This window comes from Ciceribacter sp. L1K23, from assembly GCF_018122705.1.
Taxonomy (GTDB): Bacteria; Pseudomonadota; Alphaproteobacteria; order Rhizobiales; family Rhizobiaceae; genus Allorhizobium.
Genome location: NZ_JAGRRC010000001.1, coordinates 1,265,454 through 1,287,319 on the forward strand (window position 1 = coordinate 1,265,454; position 21,866 = coordinate 1,287,319).

Sequence of the window (21,866 nt, forward strand, 5' to 3'; positions counted from 1 at the left end):
ATGGTTGTGTTGCCGCTGGCCGCACAGGATGACCGCCGCCACCGGCAAAACCGGTTGAAAGGCACGCGTCATCCCGCCCCCGTGCGGGTGCGCACGTGGTTCGCCATGCTGATGGTTGCGATCGTCCGGTGCGGCCGATCCCTACTCTTGGTGATGCCGTCCGCCCGCAGAAACGGCGCGCGACGGCCTTGCCGGAAGCGGTCCCTGCGTTACCGGCTTCCGGCCTGTCCGGACCCGCTCCGAATTCCCGCAGCGTTCCTGTTGTTGAAAATGGATCGCCGCCTGCCGCCAGCGCTCCGCCGCCTTGCTCTAGCGACGGTCCGACCGATCAGCAAACTGCATTCCCGTCATTATGTTATGCGCTTTTGCATAACGACGGCGATGGTCGTCTCAGGCGCGAGCGCGGGACCTGAAGACGACAGTCGCAAACAGCGCCATTGCGATAATGGTGAGGAAGGAGCCAAGCACCGCCAGACCTTCCGAAATCCCGAGAACCGCGAGCGCGATACCGGGACAAAGCGTCACGACACCGGCCGTGGCAAAGCCGACCTGCACCTTTGCCAGCCTCATCCCCGACGCCGCCGGAACGGCATGATAGAAGAGGCCGTACAAGGCGACACTGACCCAACCGACCAGGTTCAGGTGTGCATGGGCGGGTGCCAGCATGTGGTCATGGGACGCCGCCATGAAGATGCCGAGCGCCATGGCGACCAGCGCGTAGGCGACGGCAGTCGCCAGGCAGAAGAATGAAAGTCCACGCATTTCTATACCTCTCCAATATGGAACCGTCCGTCAGCCGGATCAGGGCGCGGACATGCAGTTGATTTCGAATGTCGCGACAGCGGCTGCGACGGGCGGGAGGACGCGATACTGATCGCCCGTGCTGATCTGCTGTGTTTGTGTCTGATAGTCGTCGGCCGGCGATGGCGCGGGCCTCGCTTCACCTCGTCGCGGGCAATACGCGCTCGGGGTGTAATCCGCTTCCTAAAACTTCCCTAAATCCGCCCGCGTGTCGATAATATATGACGGTCAGGCCGAGGGCGGCGGGAGGATTGCGATACCGTGACGGGCCGCCGCCGCCATGACGAAGGGTATGTCCGGCTCCGATGCCGGCGGGAAGGTCGTTGAGTCGGCTTCAACCGGCGTTCCGACTTCCATGAAGAAATCCTCGTGCGGGCCAGCGGGCAGGTTGATGATGACGAGCTTGCCGGGGGCGTCGCCCGTGTTGCGGAACATGTGCGGCAGGCCCGGGGGAATGTGGACGAAGTCGCCCGCCTTGCATGTGCGCGGCTGGCCGTCGAGGATGAATTCGTAGGTGCCTTCGACGACGAGAAAGCCCTCCTCGTCCTGCTGGGTATGATAGGGCGATCCCGCTCCCGGCGCCGTCAGGCACCCCGCCAGCGAAAAGCTCCCGGACGTATCCGGCGCTTTGGCAATGAAGGTCAAAAGGTTTCCGAGAAAATGAACTGTGCGCGGCGCCGAGTGGCCGGATGACGCATGTGAGGGATTCACGCTTGCAACTCCTTTCTTAAATGATAGTATCGGATCATCACGAGACGATAGTCTCATAATGAGGTGTAAATGCCAGGTCAAGAGAAAAATTTCGAACGAGTCAACCAGAAGAAGCGTACACGCGCCGAGCTGATGCGCGCCGCACTGGAACTGACGGAACGTGGCTTGTCGCCGACCGTTGTAGAGGCGGCGGAACACGCGGGCATATCCAAGGCGACCGCTTACCGGTATTTCTCGACAGCCGAGGATATGATCCGCGAAGCCGTGCTGGATGCGGTTGCGAACCGAATTCAGGTGCAGCCGCTCAGCGACGATTCGAATGCATCCTGCAGGGCAGTCGATGTCATCGGACAGGTTCTGCACATGGTGGAGACAAATGAAGCGACGTTTCGCGCTCTGCTTGCGAGCACCGTGGGCGGCAGCCATGCCGTTAAGCGTGCCGGGCGGCGGGCGGAGTGGCTGAGCGAGGCGCTACAGCCGCTCGAGGCCGAGCTTTCCGCCGCGGACTTCCGTCGTCTCGTTCATGCGCTGGGGTTGATGTGCGGCATCGAAACGCTCGTCGTTCTCAAGGATGTCTATGACCTCGAAACCGAAGAGGCCATCGATACGGCCCTGTGGGCCGCCCGGAAGCTGATCGCGGGTGTTCTCGCTGATGTTTCCGCAAGGGGGGATGCCTGACCTTGAGTCAGGCTTCCAGCCGGGGCTGTTGGCGCGAGAGGTCGCTGGCGTGGCGGACGCAGTTGCGACCGGCGCCCTTGGCGGCGTAGAGGGCTTCATCAGCCTCAGACAACAGGGTTTCATCCTTCGCGGCATCGCGCGCGGGCTTGGTGGCGACGCCGAAGCTGGCGGATATCGAGGTTGCGGTTCCCGTTGCCGCGGCGAGATCAAGCCCGGCGATTGCTTGGCGCAGCCTCTCGGCGACCTCTTGCGCCTTGCAAGCGTCAGTGTCCGGCAGCAGTACCGCAAACTCCTCTCCGCCATAGCGGGCAAGCACGTGCGAGTCGTCCACGCGAGTCGCCATTGCTGTCGCAACCGCACGGAGGCAGGCGTCGCCGGCAAGATGCCCGTGGGTGTCGTTGAAGCGTTTGAAGTGGTCGACGTCGACGAGGATCATCGAGAACGGCAGGCCGAGGCGGTTGGCGCGATCCAGCAGGCTCGACAGGCTCCGGTCGAAATGGCGGCGGTTGGGCAGCGCTGTCAGCCCGTCGGTCAAGGCGTGGCGGGCCAGACGCTCGTTCGCCGAGGACAGTTCCCGGTTTGCCAGTTCCAACTCCCCGAGAAGGCCGTCTTTTTCGGTCTCTGCCTTCATCTGTGACAGGCGCAGGCCGATCAGGCGGCTGACATAGGCCAGCTGGAAGGCGACGAAGATCGCTGTCAGGGGCAGCATCAGAAGATGGCCTTTCGCGACCGAGATCATAAGCAGCGTCGAGAGCAGCAGCCCAGCCTGGGTGAGGGCCGGCATCGGCGTCATATAGGCGCGCGCACTTGCCGATTGTACGAGAATGCAGCCGACGACGAGGATGGTGACCGTCGCCTCGCTGCTGGCATCGAGCAGCAGAAGTCCGAGCGAGGCGCCCCACAGGGCTCCCGAACCACCTGCCGAGATCCAGAAGACCATCAGCCACCGGTTCAGCGCTTCGGAGGACGATGAGGATCGGTGTCTGTAGGCGTATCCGACGGCGAACCGGCCGACGAGTTGAATTGCGAGGGCTGCCATGGACCACTGGAGATAGGCGGGTTCCGCAATGATTGTGGTTTGCAGCGCCACAAGGGCGATGGCCGCGCCCGCGAGAAGATGAGGCCAGATGGAGAAGAGGTCATCCAGCACCGACCAACAATAGCGTTCGGAACCGAATTCACGACCGATGACAGATTGCAGGATGTAATTTGACGTGGCGGGCATAAATATAACGCTTCGATTGTGTGACTGCACGCTAGCGCCGGAGTCTAAACAAAGTCCTCCGCCCACTGGCCAAATTGGGTGTTTCGCTGGCTGTTCACCCGTTGACCCGGTTCGATTCGGTCCGCTGAAGGGGTAGAGACGACCGAACATTATCCGGCACTCGAAAAAATGTGAGAAATGTTGCGTGTGGCGATAGGTCAGCATTGTTGACTTATCGTGGTTTGTGTGGTGATCTTGCTCCATCACAAAAACACTTCGAGGAAACTCCCGTGCTGAATTGGGACCATATCTTTGCAACGCGTTCCTCGCGTATGCGCGCCTCCGAAATTCGTGAACTTCTGAAGCTGCTCGAGCGGCCTGACATCATCTCGTTCGCTGGCGGCATTCCCGATCCGGCGCTGTTTCCGGACGAGGCCTTCAAGACCGCCTATGCCGACATTTTTTCCGGCGACCAGGTCGGTACGGCGCTGCAGTATTCGGTGAGCGAGGGCTACAAGCCGCTGCGCGAATGGTTGCGCGGCGAGATGGAAAAGCTCGGCATTCCCTGCACCATCGACAACATCTTCATCACCTCAGGATCGCAGCAGGCGCTCGATTATCTCGGGAAGCTGTTCCTGTCGCCGAAGGATACCGCGCTCGTGACGTGGCCGACCTACCTCGGCGCGCTGCAGGCCTTCAATGCCTACGAGCCGAACTACGACCAGCTCAGCGTTTCCGGCAATCGCACGCCGGAAAGCTACAAGGTTGCTGCGGAGAAGAACGGCGGCGCCGTGAAATTCGCTTACCTATCGGCCGATTTCGCCAATCCGACGGGGGAGACGGTCGACCGCGCCGGCCGCGAGCGGCTTTTGAAGCTCGCCGAGGAACTCGACATCGCCATCATCGAGGATGCGGCCTACCAGTCGCTGCGCTACGACGGCGAACCGGTTCCGCCGATCCTCGCGCTCGAGATCGCCGAGAAGGGCTCGATCGAGGAGACGCGTACGATCTACAGCGGCAGCTTCTCCAAGACTCTGGCGCCGGGCCTGCGCGTCGGCTTCGTCGTCGCCGCCATGCCCGTCATCCGCAAGCTGGTGCTGATGAAGCAGGCTGCCGACCTGCATTCCTCGACGATCAACCAGATCGCCATCACCCATGTGGCCGAGCGGCATTTCCCGGAGCAGGTCGCCAAGATCAAGGCTGCCTACAGCGCGCGCCGCGACGCGATGCTGAAGGCGCTGGAAAAGTACATGCCAGCCGGGACGACCTGGACCAAGCCTGAAGGCGGCATGTTCGTCTGGGTGACGCTGCCCGAGGGCATGGACGGCGCCGAATTGCTGGCGCGGTCGGTGGAGACGGAGAAGGTCGCCTTCGTGCCGGGGCAGGCGTTCTTCGCCGACCGGTCGGGGACGAACACGCTGCGGCTGTCCTTCTCCTGCGCCAACGAGGCGATGATCGACGAGGGTATCAAGCGTCTTGGACGCCTGGTCGGCGGAGCGATTGCCGCGGCAGCGTGACCGCGTGTCGTTAGCCAAAACAAAATAGGCCCGCGAGCGATCGCGGGCCTTTGCATTGGACCAGGCTTCTGCGCGCTTAGTCGCGCGCGAGCACGATGATCATGTCCTCCGGCTGGTAGGTCATGGCCGGCGCCCTGTGAGGGTTGACGACAACGCCGCCGAGATTGCGTTCGTCCGGGTCGTTGTCGCGCAGACGGCGATAGCCGATCGCGATCTCGCCCCGGCGCAAGGCCGAATAAGCGATCGTGAAGAAGTTCACCGGACGATCGATCGAGACGTAATCCGTCACCGGGCGCATGTAGAGTTCCGAACCTTCCTCGTTCAGAAGTTCGGCGAAGATCGCCGACATGTAGGGATTTTCCGATGCCTGGGCGAGCATCAGACTGACCAGCTTGTTGCTGACGACGAAATCGTCGGCGCGCGTAACCTCGGCCAGTTCCCGGTTGCGGACGTCGGTCATCTCGCTGACGACGTTGATATGGTGTCCGGCGCGCTCTGCGATTTTCCTGAGATGCAACAGGGTGATCAGCGTGCGCGTGTCGGCGGACTGCGCATTCATGTGGTCGCTGTATCCGAGGACGAGCACGTGATCATAGCTGTCGATGTCGAGTGTATCGAGCGCAGAACGGCTGCTGGTGTCGACAACCCTATGGGTCACCGTCATGTTGTCGACCGGCAGCGCAAGCGCGTCGATCTCACTCTCAAACTCCGGCGTGCTGGCGGCAATGGTCAGGTGCGAGCCCTTGGCGACATAGCGGGACAGTTCGCGGGCGATGATCGGGCCGCGGCGGTTCCAGCCCAGCATTAGGGTGTGTTCCGCCTGGTTCGGATGCTTCACGGGCGCGATCACCGCCTCGCGGTCCAGCTTTATGTCCTCGCCCCAGGTGCCGATGGAGGCATCATCCTCGGCGATGATGATCGCCTTGTCGCCGGCTTCGAATACGCGGTTGGGCAGGGGATTGAGATGGACCGCGTCGTTCCGGTCGCAGACACCAATCAGCGCGCAGTTCTCGAACGCCATGACCGATGCGGCGAAGCTCTTGCCGGTGAGCGCCGGGACTTCCAGCGTATAGATTTCGCAGCCGTCGAAATCGAGAAGTTCCGAGTAGACGGCCGAAAGACCCGATTGCCGGCTGGTGTGGACGACGATCCGCGAGATCAGGTCGTCTGCGAGCACCAGCTGCAGTTCGCCGCCACCGACGATGCCGGCGACCTCCGCGTTTTCGGCGTCGCGGATTTCCGCCGCGATCATGTAGCGTTCCTGGCGGCGCTTTGGATCATGCACCAGTGCCAGCACGGTCTTGATGACCTGGCTGTCCGGATCGTCGCCTTCCGGGGCGAGCACGATGATCGAGCGCGAGGTTTGCGGATTGACGATAGAGAGGTCGTAGAGGTCGGTCGGATCGCCGGAGCGGCAGATGATCCTGGTGTTCTTGAGATTGTCGACCTTGGCGGCGATCTCTTCCTCCATCTCGACCTTGTCGCGGTTCGCCATGATCACGATCCGCGGATGGCGGCGGCTCTGATTGGCGATGACGAGTTCGGAGATGATGTCGAAGATCGAGGGCGACCAGTTGAGGATGATCGTGTGATCCTGTTCCAGCACCCTGGAGCGGCCCTTGCGCAATTCGTCGAGCTTGTTCTCGAGACCGCTGCTTAAAACACCGATCAAGGCGGAGAAGACAAAGATGCCCGAAATGGTGACGAAGAGCGACACCATGCGGAAACTCCACCCCATGTCGCCACCCATGGTGCCGGCGTCCATGGTGCGCATCAGGGATTCCCAAGCGCCCTCGATGAAGCCGACGGGTTCGCCGCCTTCAGGGGCTATGCCAGTCAGGGACAGAAACAGACCGGCGAGAATGATGACGATCAGCGAGATCAGCCCGAGCCAGCCGATCAGCGCCACAGCGCCGCCCGCCATGCTCTTGTCGAATGCATAGCGTGCCCGCGCGCGCCAACCCGCTTCCGCCTTCATGGTGCCCTTGCCCCCTTGCAAAGATCAATGTTCCGTGAAGGCCACTAGTGCAAAACAATCCGGCTTGGAAGCGGGTGCCGGCTTTCGACCGATAAAAGTCTGAGAACGGTGCAAAAATCGGTGACCGAGCGGGCCAGTTGCCGGGGCGGGACGGCCGCGATGTCACATGGCTGTTAAAACCGGGTCCTATTGAGCGGCCACCGATGAAAGGAGATATCCCATGAAGAAGCTGCTCTTGACCGCGACGGCCCTGGTTGCCCTCGGTGCCGCGACGTCTTTCGCGAACGCCGCCGACCTGGTGCTCTACACAAGCCAGCCGAACGAGGACGCGCAGGCGACCGTCGACGGCTTCATGGCTGAAAACCCAGAGATCAAGGTCGATTGGGTGCGCGACGGCACGCCGAAGATCATGGCCAAACTGATGGCCGAGATCGAAGCCGGCAATCTGGTCGCCGACGTTCTCTTGATCGCCGATACCGTCACGCTGGAACGCATGAAGCAGGCCGGCCAGTTGATGGCCTACCAGTCGCCGGAGGCCGCCAACTACGACGCAAGTCTCTATGACGCCGACGGCCATTATTACTCGACCAAGCTGATCACCACCGGCATCATGTACAACACCGCGGCTTCGATGAAGCCGACGAGCTGGCAGGATCTGGCCAAGCCGGAAGCCAAGGGGCTCGTCACCATGCCGAGCCCGCTGACCTCGGGCGCCGCGCTGATTCATGCCCAGACGCTGACCGGCGTCGACAGCCTCGGCTGGGATTATTACCGCGCGCTGCAGGAAAACGGCGCGATCGCCGCTGGCGGCAATGGCGGGGTCCTGAAATCAGTGGCATCGGGCGAAAAGGCCTATGGAGTCGTCGTCGACTACATGCCGATCCGCGAGAAGGCCAAGGGCGCGCCGGTGGAGTTCGTATTCCCGGAAGAGGGTGTCTCCGCCGTGACCGAGCCGGTTGCGATCCTCAACGGCACCGAACATGCCGACGCCGCCAAGAAGTTCGTCGACTACGTCCTGTCCGAAAAGGGCCAGGAAGGCTTCCTGAAGCTCGGCTATATTCCGGCGCGCAACGGTATGCCGGTTCCGGACGGCTTCCCGGCCCGCGAGTCGATCAAGGTTCTGCCGCTGGACGCCGCTGCCGCGCTCAAGGCAACGGACGAGGACCTGAAGACGTTCTCGTCGATCTTCGGAACGAACTGACGCCGCAATGGCCACTTCTTTCGTCAAGGGAAACAGCCAGCCCCGCTGGCTGTTTCCATTTGTTCTGACGGCGGTCTTTCTTCTTTGCGCGCTGCCGCTGATCCGGCTTGCCGGGGCGGGGGCAGCATCGATCGCATCCGGTTCGGCGACCGCTCTGGTCCTGGAAAAGTCCTTCTGGCTGGCGACCTGGAATACGCTGACGACCTCCTTCCTCGGCATGGTGATCGCGGTCCTGATCGGCGGTGTGTTCGCGCTTGTGCTGACGCTCACCGACATTCGCGGCAAGTGGTGGCTGAGCTTCCTGTTCATGCTGCCGATGATGATCCCGCCGCAGGTGACGGCGCTATCGTGGATAGGCATGACCGGACCGTCGAGCCCGCTTCTGAAGACGCTGGGGCTGGCGCCGCCGCTCGGCAGCCCGCAGCCGCTCTATTCAATCGGCGGAATTGCGCTGCTTTACGGCGTGCAGCACGCGCCGCTTGTCTATCTGGCGCTAAGGGCCGGGCTGCTCGCCTTGCCGCGCGATGCCGTCGAGGCGGCGATGCTCTCCGGTGCGAGACCGATGCGGGTGCTGCTTGATATCATCCTGCCGCTGTCGCTGCCGGGGCTGATTGCCGGGGCGGCGCTTGCATTTGTCTCGGGGATCGGCAATTTCGGCATTCCGGCTATCCTCGGCATACCCGCGTCGATCTATACGCTGCCGACGCTGGTCTATTCGCGCTTCGCGAGCTTCGGGACCAGCACGTTCGGCGACATCGCCATCCTCTCCGCCATGATCGGTTTTCTTGCCGTGGCAGGCCTTGCGGTGCAGGAGCGGGCGTTGAAGGGGCGCGACTACCGGCTGATCGGGCTTTCGGGTGCGATGGCGACATTCGCACTCGGTCGATTGCGGCTGCCGATCCAACTCTGCCTGTGGCTGATGCTGTTCGTCATGCTGGTGGCGCCGTTCCTGGCGCTGGTGTCAGCCTCGCTCGTGCCGGCCTACGGCGTTGCCCTGTCTGTGAAGACGGCGTCGCTGTCGGCCTATGAAGAGATCCTGTTCCGGCAGTCGGTGACGCAGACGGCGTTTTCCAATTCGATCTTCCTCGCCGCCTCGGCCGCCGTGATGCTTCTGGCGCTCTCCGTGCTGACGGCCTATGTGCTGACGCGGAAGCGGGGGCGACTGGTCGGGCTGCTGTCGGCGATGATCGAGATACCGTACGCGCTGCCGGGAATCGTGATTGCCGTCGGCTTCATCCTGCTCTTCGCCGCGCCGCTGCCGGTGATCGAGGTGTCGATCTACGGGACGATCTGGATCATCCTGCTTGCCTACCTGTCCAGTTTCTTTGCTGTCGGCCTGAAGCCGGTGCTGAGTGCGTTCCGTCAGCTCGACCCGGCGCTCGAGGAGGCCGCGCGGCTTTCGGGTGCCGGTTTCAGGCACAGGCTTTCCGATATTCTGGTGCCGCTGATCGCACCTGCGGCGGGCGCGTCGGTGATCCTCGTCTTCCTGATCGCGTGCAATGAGCTGACCGTCTCGGCGCTGCTCTGGTCGGCGGGTACGCAGACGCTCGGCGTGGCGATCTACAATCTCGACGACAGCGGCTCCTACGATCTTGCCTCGGCGCTCTCCGTGCTGGTGGTGATCATGGTCGTGATCCTCATGCTGTTGCTGGAACTGCTGGCAGCCAGGCTGCCGAAGGGAGTCGTGCCTTGGCGGAACTGATCCTTTCTGATTTGCGAAAAACGTTCGGCGGTGGGAGGGCTGCCGTCGACGGCGTCTCGCTCACGCTGCGTCCTGGCGGCTTTCTGGCACTTCTCGGTCCCTCCGGCTGCGGCAAGACAACCGTGCTCAGGATGGTTGCGGGCTTCGAGACGCCCGACGAGGGGACGATCCGGCTCGGCGACAGGCTGCTCTCGTCCGCCAATGCCGTCGTGCCGCCCGAGAGCAGGAACATGGCCATGGTGTTCCAGTCCTATGCGCTCTGGCCGCATATGACGGTTGCCGGAAATGTCGGCTATCCGCTGAAGGTGAGGGGACTTTCGGCGGGTGTCGCCGCCGATAAGGTCCGCAAGGCGCTGGCGGCGGTGCATCTGGAGGCCTTTGCCGACCGGAGACCTGCGGACCTCTCCGGCGGCCAGCGGCAGCGCGTGGCGCTGGCCCGATGCCTGGTGACCGAGCCTGACGTGGTGCTGCTCGACGAACCGCTCGCCAATCTCGATCGTCATCTGCGGCAGGAAATGGAGGAGGCGTTCCGCGACTTCCATGCCCGCTCAGGCGCCACGATGATCTATGTCACGCACGATCAGGCCGAGGCGATGGCGCTGGCGACCGACGTCGCGGTGATGTCGGAGGGGCGCGTGCTGCAGATGGCGCCGCCGGCCGAGCTCTACGCCCGGCCCCAGGGCCGGCTTGTGGGGTCGCTGATCGGGCAGGGGGCTATCCTTCAGGTCCGCGACGACGGCACGGGCGAGCGCGGCTATGATTGGCCGCGCCTGAGGGCTTGCCTTGGCACAGCCGAGGACATGCCCACGGTCGACGTGCTGGTTCGTCCCCAGGATGTCGAGATCGGTGGCGACGGGCTAACGGCCACCGTTGAAAGCGCCACCTTCGAGGGCGAGCGCCACGCCTTGCGGCTGATACTTGGTGACGGGCAACGGTTGAGGGCCTACAGCCGCTTGCCGGCGGCAGCCGGTGATGTGCTGCGGGTGACGATCAGGTCGGGGTGGCGGCTTTGATGCCGTCAGCGGGCGCCGGAACACTGCCACCGGACGACGCGGCATCCGTAGCTATTTTTGGCGCAACTGCCCATCGCCTCGTACTCCGCCCGGTTGCGATCGCCGCCCCATCCGGATCCCCATCCGGACGAACCGACGGCCAGCGCGCCGCAGCCGTTGCTGAACCAGATCGCCACACGGCAGTCGCGGGCTCGCTTCGCGCAGCCCGAAAGCGCGCGCCGCTCCGCCTGTCTTTGATTGCCGAAATCATAGGACCAGCCCATGGCGCCCGTTTGTGGCGAGTAGGCGATCGCGCCGAAGCTCTGGCCGGCACTCTCGGCCGTGCCGGACAGAGTGGTCGCGACGATCAGGGTAATAGTGAAGAGAAATGTCGAAATACGTTGCATGCGTCCCCCCGGATAATGCTCGCTTGCGACGATATAGGCTGACGGATGGCTTGCCCAGCGGCGTTTGACCCGCCAGGCGTGACATGCCAGAAATGATCAGCCGGCCCAGTCGGCGCTTTCTCGCAGCGGACCGCCGATGTCTTTGAGACTTGCTACCTTCAATGTCGAAAATCTCATGAGCCGGTTCGATTTCACGGGCTTTCGCAACCAGTTGCGCCAGGACCGCGTGTTGAAGCTGTTCGAAGTGAAGTCGGAGGAGGATTACCGCAGGCTCGAAGCCGCCCGCATCGTCGCCTCGACCGACGACACCCGCCAGCTTTCGGCACTGGCGATCGCCGAGGCCGAGGCCGACATCCTCTGCCTGCAGGAAGTCGACAACATGGATGCCCTGAGGGCATTTGAATACGGCTACCTGTTTCGCATGGTCGGGCACGGCTACATGCACAAGTACCTCGTCGAGGGCAATGACAGCCGCGGCATCGATGTGGGCGTGATGATGCGCGATCAGACGCGCGACGGCGAGCGGATCGAGATCGTCGACATCAAGAGCCATGCGGCGCTGACCTATGCCGACATCGGGCTCTTTTCGCCCGAGATCGCCGCGACCAACAAGCCGGACGACAAGATCTTCAAGCGCGATTGCCTGGAACTCGATCTCAAGATCGGCGGACGGCCGTTCACGCTCTATGTGGTGCATTTCAAGTCGATGACCAACGGTCGGGACGGCGTCGACGGGCGCACCTCGACCATGCCGATCCGCCGGGCGGAGGCGCTTGCCGTCCGGCACATCATCGAGAACCGCTTCGGGCCAGATCATGCGGGCCGCAAGGATTTCGCGATCTGCGGCGACATGAACGACTACCAAGAGCGGGTCATCGTATCGGGCTCCAAACGTACCGGATACGGCTTTACGCACGAGGACGGCCTGCCGAGCGCGCTCGACGTCTTCAGCCACGATGGCTTCGCCGAAAACGTCATGCGGCGGCGAGAGCCTCTCGACCGCTGGACGCTGTATCATGCCCGCGGTCCGGAGGAGCAGCACCTCTGCCAGCTCGACTATATCTGGCTGTCGCCATCGCTCGCCGCCCGGAATAGCGGACGGGCGCCGGAGATCGTGCGCGGCGGGCAGCCCTTCCGTACCGTGTTTCCGCCGGGGCAGGATGTCGAGCGTTTTCCGCGCGTCGGCTGGGACCGGCCGAAGGCCTCCGACCATTGTCCCGTTGTCATGAGCCTGGATTTCGCATGACCGTGTCGATCGATCACGATCCTTTCCGTCTTTATCCGGCGAACACCGTCTTTCCGATCTCGGGGCTGGACCTCAAGGTCTCTCCCGGCGACCATCCCTGGTATCTCGCCGAGCGTGAGAGGGCGGCGGAAAACTGGCGGAAGGAAGTCGCTGCCAATCCGGCGCTGTTCGACGGCAAGATGGTGTTCCAGCACCGGCTGGCGCTGCAGGACGGCATCATTCGCGGCGAGGCCTACATGGTGCCGTTCTCCACCTTTCTCTGGTGGCGCCGGCAGGAGCGGCCGAGCGGGGGGCTTCACCTGTTCTGTTATCCCGTGCCGGTCAGTTCCGACGGGGCGATCATCGCGGTGCGGATGGGCGAGCGGACCGCCAATCCCGGACAGGTCTATTGTCCGGCCGGGTCGCTCGATGCCTCCGATGTCGTCGATGGCGTATGCGAAGTGCTCGGCAACATGATGCGCGAGGTGCGGGAGGAAACCGGCCTCGACCTCAGACAGGCCGATGACGACGGTCGCTATTTCGCCTGTCATCAGGAGCGGCGGATGATGGTCTGCCGGGTATTTCGTTTCCGCCAGTCGGCGGACGAACTTCTGGCGGCCATCGAGCGGCACATGGCGGAGGATGAGGAACAGGAGATCGCGGGTGCGATCGCGATACGCTCGTCCGATCCGGACGCGCATCCGTATAACCCGACCATGCCGCCGCTCCTCTCGTGGTTTTTCGGTGGCGGCACTTGACCCTGTCGAAGGGGGCGGCAGAAATGTGGAGTGGCCGTCGCGGCGGACGGTAATGAAGGAGCGGAGGCAGGCTTGGCGCGCGCTTACTCGATCTATGATGTGTTTACCGGCACGAAACTGGCCGGAAATCCCCTTGCCGTGGTGTTCGATGGTGAGGGTCTGAGCGACGAGACGATGCAGGCCATCGCGGCGGAGCTGAAGCTCTCGGAAACGGTCTTCGTCATCCCCGCCGACAATCCCGCCCACACAGCACGGATCCGCATTTTCACGCCCGGCCGGGAGCTGCCGTTCGCCGGTCATCCGACGGTCGGAACCGCCGTCGCGCTCGCCGAGCGATCCTATGGCGGGGAGGGCGCATCGCTCGACATCGTGTCCGTCATCGAGGAGAAGATCGGTCCGGTCCGCTGCGCCGTGCGGCTGCGCGAGGACGAGGCCGCCTTTGCCGAGTTCGACCTGCCGAAAGTGCCGGTGCGCCTCGATCATCCGCTCGACCGACAGGGCGTGGCCGATGCCTTGTCACTGAAGAGCACCGATATCGGCTTCGAGAACCACGTGCCGTCGATCTGGACGGCCGGCGTGCCGTTTGCCGTCATACCGGTGCATAATCTCCAAGCGGTCGAAAGCCTCGATTTCGATGCGGAACTCTGGCAACACGTCGCGCCGTTCGCCGAGGGCGGGCTCGTTTCGGCCTATGTCTACTGTCGTGGCGGTGTGAACCATACGGCGCGTTTTCATGCCAGGATGTTTGCGGCCGGAATGGGGATCTCGGAGGATCCGGCAACAGGCTCGGCGGTGGCGGCGCTTGCCGGCGCCATCCACCATTTCGACGCCATGCCCGACGGCCATCATCCAGTCCTGGTGGAGCAGGGGGTCGAAATGGGGCGGCCCTCCTATATCCATCTGCACATGGACATCAAGGATGGCAGCATTTCCCGTGCCCGTATCGGAGGTCAGGCGGTCCGTATCGCTACCGGCACGCTGGAGATATGAGCGGGCGGTAACCCTGTTCTGCGCAAATCGCCCGGCGGCGAAAGTTTTTTTCCGAAGGTGCTGGACAAGCCGAACGTTCCCCTTTATAGCCCCCCTCACGCCGCCGGAAGGCAGCGTTCGGGTGATTAGCTCAGTTGGTAGAGCAGCTGACTCTTAATCAGCGGGTCGTAGGTTCGAGCCCTACATCACCCACCATTTTCAAAGACTTAGCGATGATGTGGAAGAGCGGCTATGGCCGCTTTTTGGCGTTTTGCGCTGATCGATATGGCCGGCGCAGGGCTTTTCAAGAACGCCGCCGGCAGACCCTGCCAGCGGCGCGCGTGTGAAAACCTTGCGGCCTGTTAGTGGCGGTGACCGAGATTGGATTCGGCTGCCGGTTCGCCGACCGACATAGCCTTGGCGAACGGCACCAGCTGCCAGATCGCGGAAAGGCCTACGAGGACGTAGACGATGGTGGCCAGTGCGGTGTCCTGGCCGCCGAACAGCGTGGCTACGAGATCGAAGTCGGCAATGCCGACCAGGAGCCAGTTCAGGCCGCCGACGATGACGAGAAGCAGTGTGATGAGGTTGAGCGCGCGCATGTGTTTCTCCTTGTGCCTTGCACAGGGCTAACCTTAAGGCTCGCGCTCTGTTCCATCGTCCGGCCGAATAAACGAAAGTCATGGCCGCGGGCGATGCGCCACGGCGAGATGCGAACTTGAAGGGTGGCATCGAAAGCGGCGCATGATGGACCGAAAAAGTCCCTGGTTTCCCCTTATGTTCCCGACTCGTTCTCTGCGCGCCGCGTGCGCCTCAGAATGTTCCTGTGGAGAGCTGTGGATAACTATTGGGCCGATAGCCGGCTATATACGTGCCTGCGGCAGCACGTAGGGAATGGCGTGGGGTACGCGACCGACGGCGCCCCTGATGCCGTACACCGACGCGATCACCTCCTCGGTGATGGTCTCGGCCGGCGTTCCGGCGGCAACGACGCGGCCCCGGTGCATGACGACGAGGCGGTCTGCGAACTCGCAGGCGAGGTTGAGGTCGTGCAGGATGGCCAGTGCCGCGCCGCCGCGGGCCACGAAATCTCTCGCAATTTCCAGCACCGATATCTGGTGACCGATGTCGAGGCTTGCCGTCGGTTCGTCCAGAAACAGCGCCTTCGGGCGGCCGTGCTCGACCGGTTCCGGCACCTGCGCCAGCACCCGGGCGAACTGCACGCGCTGCTGCTCGCCGCCAGACAACGCCTGATACGACCGAGCCTCGAAACCCTTCAGATCGACGCGGGCAAGCGCCCGTCTGGCATCTTCCGTCGGTGTCAGGCTGCCATGGGCGATGGCGCCCATACGCACGACCTCGAGCGCGGTGAACGGAAAGGCGATCGCCATCGACTGGGGCAGGACGGCGCGACGCTGTGCGAGATCAACCGGGCGGCAGTCCCTGATGTCGCGGTCGTCGTAGAGGACATGACCCGCATCGGCCGCGATTTCGCCGGCCATCACCTTGAGAAGCGTCGACTTGCCGGCGCCGTTCGGGCCAAGGACGACCGTGAAGCGGCCGGCGCAGAGCGCAAGATCCACCTGGTCGACGAGCGCGCGGCCGGCGCGGATGACGGAAACCCCGCTTGCCTTGATCATTGCAGGTTCTCCATCTGGGCGCGGCCGGTCCTCCCGAGCAGCAGCATCAGGAATACGGGGGCGCCGAGGATCGCAGTGATGATGCCGATCGGCAGTTCCGCCGGCGCGACGACAACGCGGGCGACGCTGTCGGCGAAGAGCAGCAGAGCAGCACCGCCAAGCGCGGATGCCGGCAGCAGGAAGCGGTGCGAAGGACCGATGGCGAGCCTCAGAAGATGCGGGACGACGATGCCGACGAAGGAGATCGAGCCGGCGACGGCAACGGTGGCGCCACAGGCGGCGGCGACCGCCAGGATCGACAGCTTTTTCAGGCGCTGGACGGAGATTCCCATGTGATAGGCCGCCGCGTCGCCAAGCACCAGCGCATCGAGCCCGCGGGCGACGAACGGCGTGACCGCGAGGATGGCAAGGATGAAGGGGAGGGTGGCCGTGACCTTGGCGTAGCTTGCACCGCTGAGCGAGCCGAGGCTCCAGAAGGTGATGTCGCGCAATTGCCTGTCGTCGGCCAAGAAAATCAGCAGTCCGGTGGCGGCGGCGCTCATGGCGCCGATCGCGATGCCCGATAGGATCAGGGCGGTGGTTGATGTCTGGCCGTTGCGGGTGGCGATCGCGTAGAGCACGAGGGTATTCGCCAATCCGCCAAGGAAGGCCATGATCGGCAGAAAATGCAGGCTGAGCAGCGCCTGCAACGGGGCAAGGACCGTCCCACCAAGCACGATGGCGGTGACGGCGGCGAAGGCGGCGCCCGAGGTGACGCCGACGATGCCCGGATCGGCGAGCGGGTTGCGGAACAGGCCCTGCATCATCGCACCCGAAACGCCGAGGCCAGCGCCAACGAGAAGGCCCAACGCGGTGCGCGGCAGGCGCACGGATTCGAGGATCATGCGGTCCTGCTCGGGAAGCGCCGATGCGTCGCCGAACAAATAGCGCAGAAGGTCGGCAAGACCGACCTCGGTGGCGCCGCTGTGGAGCGATACCAGAGCGGCGATGGCGAGCAGAAACACCAGGGCGGCAAGGGTCATGATCCCCTTGCCGGTCCGATCGCCGTCGTCATTGCGGCGGAGCATCAGGGCGATCGCGTTCATGGCGTCAAATGGTCGGGATAGAGCTTCGAGGCAAGTTCGCGGGCCGCTTGCGGGGCGCGCGGGCCGAGGCCCAGAAGGTAGAGACCGTCCATCGCGATCAGCGTGCCGGATTGTCCCGCCGGCGAGGCCTTAAGGGCCGGGATGGCGAAGGCCTCATCCGCTGTCATGTGGCGGCCCGGATTGTTCATGATCAGGATCGCGTCCGGCGCCGCCTCGATCACCGCTTCGTCTGTCAGCGGCTTGTAGCCTTCGACGGATTCCACCGCGTTCACGGCGCCTGCAAGCTTTATCATGGCATCGGCGGCGGTGTTGCGGCCGGCGGCCATCACGCGGCCGTTTGCCAGAGACAGAGCAAAGAGCACGCGCTTCTTGGCGCCCGTGAGCTTGCCGATTTCGTCGGTCAATGTGGCAAGGCGCGCCTCGACATCGGTAGCCAGCGCCTCCGCTTCTTTTGGCTTGCCGACCGCTGCGCCGACGGCGCGAATCCGGGGCCCGACCGATTCCGCCGTGGGCGGAGTCGGGATCGAGACCAGCGGAACACTGCCCGCCTGAAGTATGGCGATCGTGTCTGCCGGTCCGGCCCCGCTTTCGGCGAGGATCAGGTCGGGGTTCTGGGATATGATGCCTTCGGCAGACAGCTGTCGCATGTATCCGACATCCGGCTTCGTGGCGGCGTCAGCCGGATAAAGACTTGTCGAGTCCCGCGCAACAATGCGATCCTGCACGCCGAGGGCATAGAGGATTTCGGTCACCGTTCCGCCGACCGAGACGATCCGCCGGGCGTCTGGATAGGTGTCATCGGCAAGCGCGGGCGTGGCCACGGAGGCGACCCCGAGGGCAAAGCCGAACAGTCGGGAGATGAAAGCGTTCATATTATCAGGCCTTTGAAAACACGAGGTTTCTTTGGTCGCCGGGCACGAATTTCCGGCGCGCGTGCGGAGCTCGCGTCGTCGGTTTGCCGAGGGCGTTATAACTTGACTCTAATACGCATGTTTAAATAAGAAGGCAACAGGATCGCGGCGGGCGATAATCGCCGTCGCGGCGAATACCGTGGCAAAGCAAGGGATTGAGGTCGATGTACATCGCAATGAACCGCTTCCGGGTCGTTCCCGGTTACGAAGAAGCTTTCGAGAGCATGTGGCGCAGTCGCCAGGGCAGGCTTGCGGAAATGCCGGGCTATCTCGAGTTCCACATGCTGAAAGGCCCCAAGAGCGACGATCACACGCTTTATGCATCGCATACGGTCTGGGAAACCGAGGAGCACTTCAAGGACTGGACCAAGTCCGAGCAGTTCCGCGCTGCCCATTCCCGCACCGGTGAGAGCAAGGTGCAGTATCTGGCCGGACCGCATTTCGAGGGCTTCCAGGTGATCATCCACGAAGACAGCAAGGGCCAGCGCCTGACCGAGGCCGCGTGATGAGCGCCTTGAGCATCGAAATCGCGCCCGAGACGGCCGAAAAGGCGCGGGCGGCACTGGCCGAGAAGCCGGACGGGGTTGTCGAGGCGATTGCCGCCAATGGCGGCGTCACGCCGCTCGACGTGCTTGCCGTGCTGCCCGAGGGCGCCGCGGTGATCGTTCCCGCCAGTCGGTTCGAGGACATCTGGGCGCGTCTCGGCGCCTGGGGAGACGTCCTGATGATCGTGCATACCGAGGATATCGTGCTTGAAGTCGAAGGCGCGCTGCCTGCCGGCAGCGAAGGCCACGGATGGTTCAACATTCACGGCGACAGCCCGATCGGCGGTCACATCCGCAAGGATCGTTGCGTTTCGATCGTGTTTGTCGACCGTGGTTTCCACGGCCGGCGGTCGTGCTCGGTATGGTTCATGAACAGCGAGGGCAAGGCGATGTTCAAGGTCTTCGTGCGGCGCGATGCCGAACGGAACCTGATCGCCGGGCAACTCGAGCAGTTCGAAAGCCTGCGCAGCGACATGGCGTCCGCCTGACACGCGACCATTCGCTGCAAGACCGGAGGAGGCGAGGATCAACGCCTCCTTTCTTTTGTCCCGAACTGTCCCTATTTTCCGCGCTCGTGCCGCGAACACCGACAGGGACCGATTTTGATTCTTATTTTTCAACGCCTGCTTTTGCTTCGAGTGATCCTGGCTGCATGTCTCGTCTGCGGCAGCTTCACCGTGACGCCGGTCCTTGCCCAGGCGCCGGCAGCGCCCGCGCAGCTAGAGCAGGCAGGCAAATCGATCGAAACGGCCAGCCAGAGGCTTAACAGTCTTGAAGGCCAGATCGAGGGCCGAAGCAACAACGACGCTGCCCTGACGGAGATCAAGGCGCAGATCGATTCGATCGTGCGGGACCTTCTGAAAATCTCCGTCGACTTGCGGCCGCGTTTCAACGAGGTGAAGTCGCGCCTCACGGAACTGGGAGAGCCGCCGGCCGAAGGAGAGCCGGCGGAGGCTCCCGAGATTACCGACGAGCGCAATCGGCTGAACGCCGAACGGTTGCAGATCAATGCGCTGACGGGACAGGCCGAAGACCTGTCGATCCGCGGGACGACGCTCTCCAATTCCGTGACGGAGATCCGTCGGCAGCTTTTTGCCGCCGAGTTGTTCAAGCACACGGATATCTCCGCCGACGTGTTCGCGGAAGCATCCGGAACCTTCGTGCAGGAAGCTGACCGGTTCGGTCGGGTCGTGTCGAGCTGGTATTCGTTCGTGTGGAAATTCAAGCGCGCCGCGCTCGGCGCCGCCGTGACACTGTCGCTCGTCCTGGCGCTGGCACTTGCTTTCTCCGAATACCGCCTCTTCGGAAACCTGATCCGACGCAGTCGGACGCGCGACAATCCGAGTTACATGAGCCGGCTATCGGTGGCATTCTGGTCGACGATCCTCCCGACGTTGGCGCTCGGGGTCTTCCTGATCTCGAGCTATTTCTTCCTCGATGTTTTCAACGTGCTGCGAGCCGACATCGCGCCGATCGTCCAGGCGCTCTTCGGTTTCGTCGGTCTGGTGGTGTTCGTCTCGCTGCTGGCGACAGCCGTCCTTGCGCCAAGGGAGCCCGACTGGCGGCTGGTGCGGCTGTCGAACAAGGGTGCACGCGACCTCAATTTCGCGGTGCTGATGATGGCCGTCATCAACGGCCTGGACTATGTGGTGGGCTCCGCGACGGAAGCCTTGAGCTCGCCAATCGTCCTGACGGTCGTCAAGAGCCTGATCTCTTCGGTTCTCGTCGGTCTCATCATCTTCATCGTGTCCTTCCTGCGTCCTGTCACGGATGCCAGCGGTGACCCGGCACTGCGCGGACGCCCCTGGCCGAGGACGCTTGCCATCAGCTTCCGCCTGGTCGGGCTCGGTCTCATCCTCGCTGCACTGACCGGCTATGTCGGCTTCGCGCGCTTCATGGCGACACAGATCGTGGTGACGGGTGCGGTTCTTGTGACCGTCTATCTCGGTATCCTGTCTGGCAAAGCGATTTCCGCGCCGAACCGGTTTGGGGAGACGCTGGTCGGCCGGCGTCTCGGTCAGCGGTTCGCCCTTTCGCCGGTCGCGCTAGACCAGACGGGTCTGGCGGCGGGTCTACTCATCTATGCCTTCGCGATCGCAATCGGCCTGCCGCTCATTCTGTTTTCCTGGGGGTTCAGTCCACGCGACCTGCAACTCCTCGCCTACCAGGCGTTCACCGAGATATCGATCGGAAGCATCCGAATCTCGCTTGTCGGGATCTTCGGCGGCATCCTGTTGTTCGTGCTGGGCCTTCTTGCGACCCGCTGGTTCCAGAAATGGCTCGACGGCAGCGTCATGGCGCGCTCGCATGTGGATGGCGGCGTGCGCAACTCGGTGAGGACGGCTGTCGGCTATCTTGGTACGGCGCTGGCAGGGCTGATCGGCATTTCTGCAGCCGGGATCGACCTTTCAAGCCTGGCGCTGGTAGCAGGCGCCCTGTCGCTTGGCATCGGCTTCGGACTGCAGAACATCGTTTCGAACTTCGTTTCGGGTCTCATTCTTCTCGCCGAGCGGCCGTTCAAGGTGGGCGACTGGGTGGCGACGGGAACGACGGAAGGCTTCGTGCGGCGCATTTCGGTGCGGGCGACCGAGATCGAGACTTTCCAGCGCCAGTCTATCATTGTCCCGAATTCCGAGCTGATCAACGCGTCTGTCGGCAACTGGACCCACCGCAACCGCCTGGCGCGTATCGATGTGGTCGTCGGAGCCGGATACGACAGCGATCCGCGAAAGGTCATGGAACTCCTTCAGCAGGCGGCGCTGGAGCAGGAGGGCGTGCTGCTGACGCCTGAGCCTTTCGTTATCTTCCTCGGCTTCGGCGCGTCGTCGCTGGACTTCCAGGTTTGTCTGTTCGTGCCCGATATTCTGGACAGTCTTGCCGTGAAGAATGGTGTCCGCATTTCGATTCTGGAAAAATTCCGGGCGGAAGGCATCGAAATTCCCTACCAGAAGCACGACGTCAATCTCTTCGTGCGCGAGGTCGTCCAGACCGAACTCGGGCGAGCAACGGGGGCGAAGTTGCCGGATGGCGACCACGGGCAATTGCAAGATCGCCCTGAGGCTGACACAGTCACGCGAGACTGAACGGTCGTTCAGCGTCCGTTCAGTCTCGTTCAACTAATAAGAGGGGCAGGCTCGGAAACACCGGGTCGACTACTGAGAGGCAGCGCTCGCACGCTGGACGAGAATGAAAAGATTTCTGATCGCCATGTCGATGATCTCCGCCGCAGCCGTGCCGGCTTTCTCCGCGACGGTGACCAATTCTGGCTCCGCCCCGGTTGTCCTCGTCGTTGTCGAGGGCGGCAACCGGATGGAGGTGGCGCTCGACGCCGGCCAGACGGAAACCATCTGCCCGGCCGGTTGTTTCCTGACGCTGCCGAACGGCGACCGCGTAGGCCTGGAGGGCGGCGAGACCGTCGACGTGAAGGATGGCTCGGCGACCGTGCGTTGACCAGCGCTGACTGCTCTCGCACCGGCGTGGCTGTGGCAAATCTAGCCTGGTGGGATTTACCCTTCGTTAGGCTTTACCAATTCCTCGCGTTT

21 protein-coding genes and 1 tRNA gene are annotated in these 21,866 nt (G+C 63.2%); 13 read left to right on the forward strand and 9 right to left on the reverse strand.

Annotation, left to right across the window (positions count from 1 at the left end; all coding sequences use genetic code 11):
- Window positions 1–390: 390 nt before the first annotated feature.
- Window positions 391–762 carry a hypothetical protein gene (locus tag J5J10_RS05815; RefSeq protein ID WP_208551392.1) on the reverse strand — a complete coding sequence of 124 codons (372 nt, stop codon included), beginning with the start codon at window positions 760–762 and terminating at the stop codon, window positions 391–393.
- A 267-nt stretch (window positions 763–1,029) separates the two neighbouring features.
- Window positions 1,030–1,512 (reverse strand): cupin domain-containing protein, encoded by a 483-nt coding sequence (locus tag J5J10_RS05820; protein WP_208551391.1) that lies wholly within the window; start codon window positions 1,510–1,512, stop codon window positions 1,030–1,032.
- 69 nt (window positions 1,513–1,581) lie between these two features.
- Between J5J10_RS05820 and J5J10_RS05825 the strand changes: the two genes are divergently transcribed.
- Window positions 1,582–2,190, forward strand: a complete 609-nt coding sequence (locus J5J10_RS05825) for a TetR/AcrR family transcriptional regulator (protein WP_211929186.1) — start codon at window positions 1,582–1,584, stop codon at window positions 2,188–2,190.
- Window positions 2,191–2,197: 7 nt separating this feature from the next.
- Here J5J10_RS05825 and J5J10_RS05830 read toward each other — a convergent pair whose 3' ends face one another.
- On the reverse strand, window positions 2,198–3,415 hold the full coding sequence (locus tag J5J10_RS05830; RefSeq protein ID WP_211929187.1) for a GGDEF domain-containing protein: 1,218 nt from the start codon (window positions 3,413–3,415) through the stop codon (window positions 2,198–2,200).
- 269 nt (window positions 3,416–3,684) lie between these two features.
- On the opposite strand from J5J10_RS05830, the gene J5J10_RS05835 reads away from it, so the two are divergent.
- A complete protein-coding gene (locus tag J5J10_RS05835; protein WP_211929188.1) occupies window positions 3,685–4,911 on the forward strand; it encodes a PLP-dependent aminotransferase family protein in 1,227 nt (408 codons plus the stop codon).
- Window positions 4,912–4,987: 76 nt separating this feature from the next.
- On the opposite strand, the gene J5J10_RS05840 is transcribed toward J5J10_RS05835, so the two are convergent.
- Window positions 4,988–6,889 (reverse strand): hypothetical protein, encoded by a 1,902-nt coding sequence (locus tag J5J10_RS05840; RefSeq protein WP_211929189.1) that lies wholly within the window; start codon window positions 6,887–6,889, stop codon window positions 4,988–4,990.
- Between the two features lie 220 nt (window positions 6,890–7,109).
- Here J5J10_RS05840 and J5J10_RS05845 point away from each other — a divergent pair, with 220 nt between their 5' ends.
- Genes J5J10_RS05845 through J5J10_RS05855 form a run of 3 tightly spaced genes read left to right on the forward strand, consistent with a single transcriptional unit; the run spans window position 7,110 to window position 10,805 of the window.
- Window positions 7,110–8,090 carry an ABC transporter substrate-binding protein gene (locus J5J10_RS05845; RefSeq protein ID WP_211929190.1) on the forward strand — a complete coding sequence of 327 codons (981 nt, stop codon included), beginning with the start codon at window positions 7,110–7,112 and terminating at the stop codon, window positions 8,088–8,090.
- A 7-nt stretch (window positions 8,091–8,097) separates the two neighbouring features.
- The gene (locus J5J10_RS05850; protein WP_211929191.1) at window positions 8,098–9,792 is read left to right on the forward strand and encodes an iron ABC transporter permease; all 1,695 of its coding nucleotides are present in this window, start codon (window positions 8,098–8,100) and stop codon (window positions 9,790–9,792) included.
- Window positions 9,780–10,805: an ABC transporter ATP-binding protein gene (locus J5J10_RS05855; protein ID WP_211929192.1), complete on the forward strand. Its 1,026-nt coding sequence runs from the start codon at window positions 9,780–9,782 to the stop codon at window positions 10,803–10,805. The genes J5J10_RS05850 and J5J10_RS05855 overlap by 13 nt, the downstream gene beginning before the upstream one ends.
- 5 nt (window positions 10,806–10,810) lie before the next feature.
- On the opposite strand, the gene J5J10_RS05860 is transcribed toward J5J10_RS05855, so the two are convergent.
- Complete coding sequence (locus tag J5J10_RS05860) at window positions 10,811–11,191, reverse strand: DUF4189 domain-containing protein (RefSeq protein WP_211929193.1); 381 nt, start codon at window positions 11,189–11,191, stop codon at window positions 10,811–10,813.
- Window positions 11,192–11,327: 136 nt separating this feature from the next.
- Between J5J10_RS05860 and J5J10_RS05865 the strand changes: the two genes are divergently transcribed.
- The 4 genes from J5J10_RS05865 (at window position 11,328) to J5J10_RS05880 (ending at window position 14,359) form a co-directional block, all read left to right on the forward strand.
- Window positions 11,328–12,437 (forward strand): endonuclease/exonuclease/phosphatase family protein, encoded by a 1,110-nt coding sequence (locus J5J10_RS05865; RefSeq protein WP_211929194.1) that lies wholly within the window; start codon window positions 11,328–11,330, stop codon window positions 12,435–12,437.
- Window positions 12,434–13,174, forward strand: coding sequence for an NUDIX hydrolase (locus tag J5J10_RS05870; protein ID WP_211929195.1), 741 nt, complete (start codon window positions 12,434–12,436; stop codon window positions 13,172–13,174). The genes J5J10_RS05865 and J5J10_RS05870 overlap by 4 nt, the downstream gene beginning before the upstream one ends.
- Window positions 13,175–13,246: 72 nt before the next feature.
- Window positions 13,247–14,164 carry a PhzF family phenazine biosynthesis protein gene (locus J5J10_RS05875; protein WP_211929196.1) on the forward strand — a complete coding sequence of 306 codons (918 nt, stop codon included), beginning with the start codon at window positions 13,247–13,249 and terminating at the stop codon, window positions 14,162–14,164.
- 119 nt (window positions 14,165–14,283) lie between these two features.
- Window positions 14,284–14,359, forward strand: a tRNA-Lys gene (locus J5J10_RS05880).
- A gap of 146 nt (window positions 14,360–14,505) precedes the next feature.
- Here J5J10_RS05880 and J5J10_RS05885 read toward each other — a convergent pair.
- From J5J10_RS05885 to J5J10_RS05900, 4 genes are all read right to left on the reverse strand, one after another.
- Window positions 14,506–14,745: a DUF378 domain-containing protein gene (locus J5J10_RS05885; RefSeq protein ID WP_208551379.1), complete on the reverse strand. Its 240-nt coding sequence runs from the start codon at window positions 14,743–14,745 to the stop codon at window positions 14,506–14,508.
- Between the two features lie 261 nt (window positions 14,746–15,006).
- The gene (locus J5J10_RS05890; RefSeq protein ID WP_211929197.1) at window positions 15,007–15,783 is read right to left on the reverse strand and encodes a heme ABC transporter ATP-binding protein; all 777 of its coding nucleotides are present in this window, start codon (window positions 15,781–15,783) and stop codon (window positions 15,007–15,009) included.
- Window positions 15,780–16,868, reverse strand: a complete 1,089-nt coding sequence (locus J5J10_RS05895) for an iron ABC transporter permease (protein WP_211929198.1) — start codon at window positions 16,866–16,868, stop codon at window positions 15,780–15,782. Before J5J10_RS05895 ends, J5J10_RS05890 begins: the two co-directional genes overlap by 4 nt.
- Window positions 16,865–17,740: an ABC transporter substrate-binding protein gene (locus J5J10_RS05900; protein ID WP_211929199.1), complete on the reverse strand. Its 876-nt coding sequence runs from the start codon at window positions 17,738–17,740 to the stop codon at window positions 16,865–16,867. Before J5J10_RS05900 ends, J5J10_RS05895 begins: the two co-directional genes overlap by 4 nt.
- A 203-nt stretch (window positions 17,741–17,943) precedes the next feature.
- Between J5J10_RS05900 and J5J10_RS05905 the strand changes: the two genes are divergently transcribed.
- The 4 genes from J5J10_RS05905 to J5J10_RS05920 all read left to right on the forward strand — a co-directional run bounded on the left by J5J10_RS05905 (window position 17,944) and on the right by J5J10_RS05920 (window position 21,774).
- On the forward strand, window positions 17,944–18,285 hold the full coding sequence (locus tag J5J10_RS05905) for an antibiotic biosynthesis monooxygenase (RefSeq protein ID WP_208551375.1): 342 nt from the start codon (window positions 17,944–17,946) through the stop codon (window positions 18,283–18,285).
- Window positions 18,285–18,812, forward strand: coding sequence for a heme utilization cystosolic carrier protein HutX (gene hutX, locus J5J10_RS05910; RefSeq protein WP_211929200.1), 528 nt, complete (start codon window positions 18,285–18,287; stop codon window positions 18,810–18,812). The genes J5J10_RS05905 and hutX overlap by 1 nt, the downstream gene beginning before the upstream one ends.
- A 114-nt stretch (window positions 18,813–18,926) precedes the next feature.
- The gene (locus tag J5J10_RS05915) at window positions 18,927–21,407 is read left to right on the forward strand and encodes a mechanosensitive ion channel domain-containing protein (protein WP_249116682.1); all 2,481 of its coding nucleotides are present in this window, start codon (window positions 18,927–18,929) and stop codon (window positions 21,405–21,407) included.
- 103 nt (window positions 21,408–21,510) lie between these two features.
- Window positions 21,511–21,774 (forward strand): hypothetical protein, encoded by a 264-nt coding sequence (locus J5J10_RS05920; protein WP_208551373.1) that lies wholly within the window; start codon window positions 21,511–21,513, stop codon window positions 21,772–21,774.
- The last annotated feature ends 92 nt before the right edge of the window (window positions 21,775–21,866 follow it).

What these genes read in the sequence shown, in the direction of transcription:
- J5J10_RS05815 (WP_208551392.1), bottom strand. Translation starts at nt 762, where the DNA reads ATGCGTGGACTTTCATTCTTCTGCCTGGCGACTGCCGTCGCCTACGCG.
- J5J10_RS05825 (WP_211929186.1), top strand. Translation starts at nt 1,582, where the DNA reads ATGCCAGGTCAAGAGAAAAATTTCGAACGAGTCAACCAGAAGAAGCGT.
- J5J10_RS05830 (WP_211929187.1), bottom strand. Translation starts at nt 3,415, where the DNA reads ATGCCCGCCACGTCAAATTACATCCTGCAATCTGTCATCGGTCGTGAA.
- J5J10_RS05840 (WP_211929189.1), bottom strand. Translation starts at nt 6,889, where the DNA reads ATGAAGGCGGAAGCGGGTTGGCGCGCGCGGGCACGCTATGCATTCGAC.
- J5J10_RS05845 (WP_211929190.1), top strand. Translation starts at nt 7,110, where the DNA reads ATGAAGAAGCTGCTCTTGACCGCGACGGCCCTGGTTGCCCTCGGTGCC.
- J5J10_RS05850 (WP_211929191.1), top strand. Translation starts at nt 8,098, where the DNA reads ATGGCCACTTCTTTCGTCAAGGGAAACAGCCAGCCCCGCTGGCTGTTT.
- J5J10_RS05860 (WP_211929193.1), bottom strand. Translation starts at nt 11,191, where the DNA reads ATGCAACGTATTTCGACATTTCTCTTCACTATTACCCTGATCGTCGCG.
- J5J10_RS05865 (WP_211929194.1), top strand. Translation starts at nt 11,328, where the DNA reads ATGTCTTTGAGACTTGCTACCTTCAATGTCGAAAATCTCATGAGCCGG.
- J5J10_RS05870 (WP_211929195.1), top strand. Translation starts at nt 12,434, where the DNA reads ATGACCGTGTCGATCGATCACGATCCTTTCCGTCTTTATCCGGCGAAC.
- J5J10_RS05885 (WP_208551379.1), bottom strand. Translation starts at nt 14,745, where the DNA reads ATGCGCGCGCTCAACCTCATCACACTGCTTCTCGTCATCGTCGGCGGC.
- J5J10_RS05890 (WP_211929197.1), bottom strand. Translation starts at nt 15,783, where the DNA reads ATGATCAAGGCAAGCGGGGTTTCCGTCATCCGCGCCGGCCGCGCGCTC.
- J5J10_RS05895 (WP_211929198.1), bottom strand. Translation starts at nt 16,868, where the DNA reads ATGAACGCGATCGCCCTGATGCTCCGCCGCAATGACGACGGCGATCGG.
- J5J10_RS05900 (WP_211929199.1), bottom strand. Translation starts at nt 17,740, where the DNA reads ATGAACGCTTTCATCTCCCGACTGTTCGGCTTTGCCCTCGGGGTCGCC.
- J5J10_RS05905 (WP_208551375.1), top strand. Translation starts at nt 17,944, where the DNA reads ATGTACATCGCAATGAACCGCTTCCGGGTCGTTCCCGGTTACGAAGAA.
- hutX (WP_211929200.1), top strand. Translation starts at nt 18,285, where the DNA reads ATGAGCGCCTTGAGCATCGAAATCGCGCCCGAGACGGCCGAAAAGGCG.
- J5J10_RS05920 (WP_208551373.1), top strand. Translation starts at nt 21,511, where the DNA reads ATGAAAAGATTTCTGATCGCCATGTCGATGATCTCCGCCGCAGCCGTG.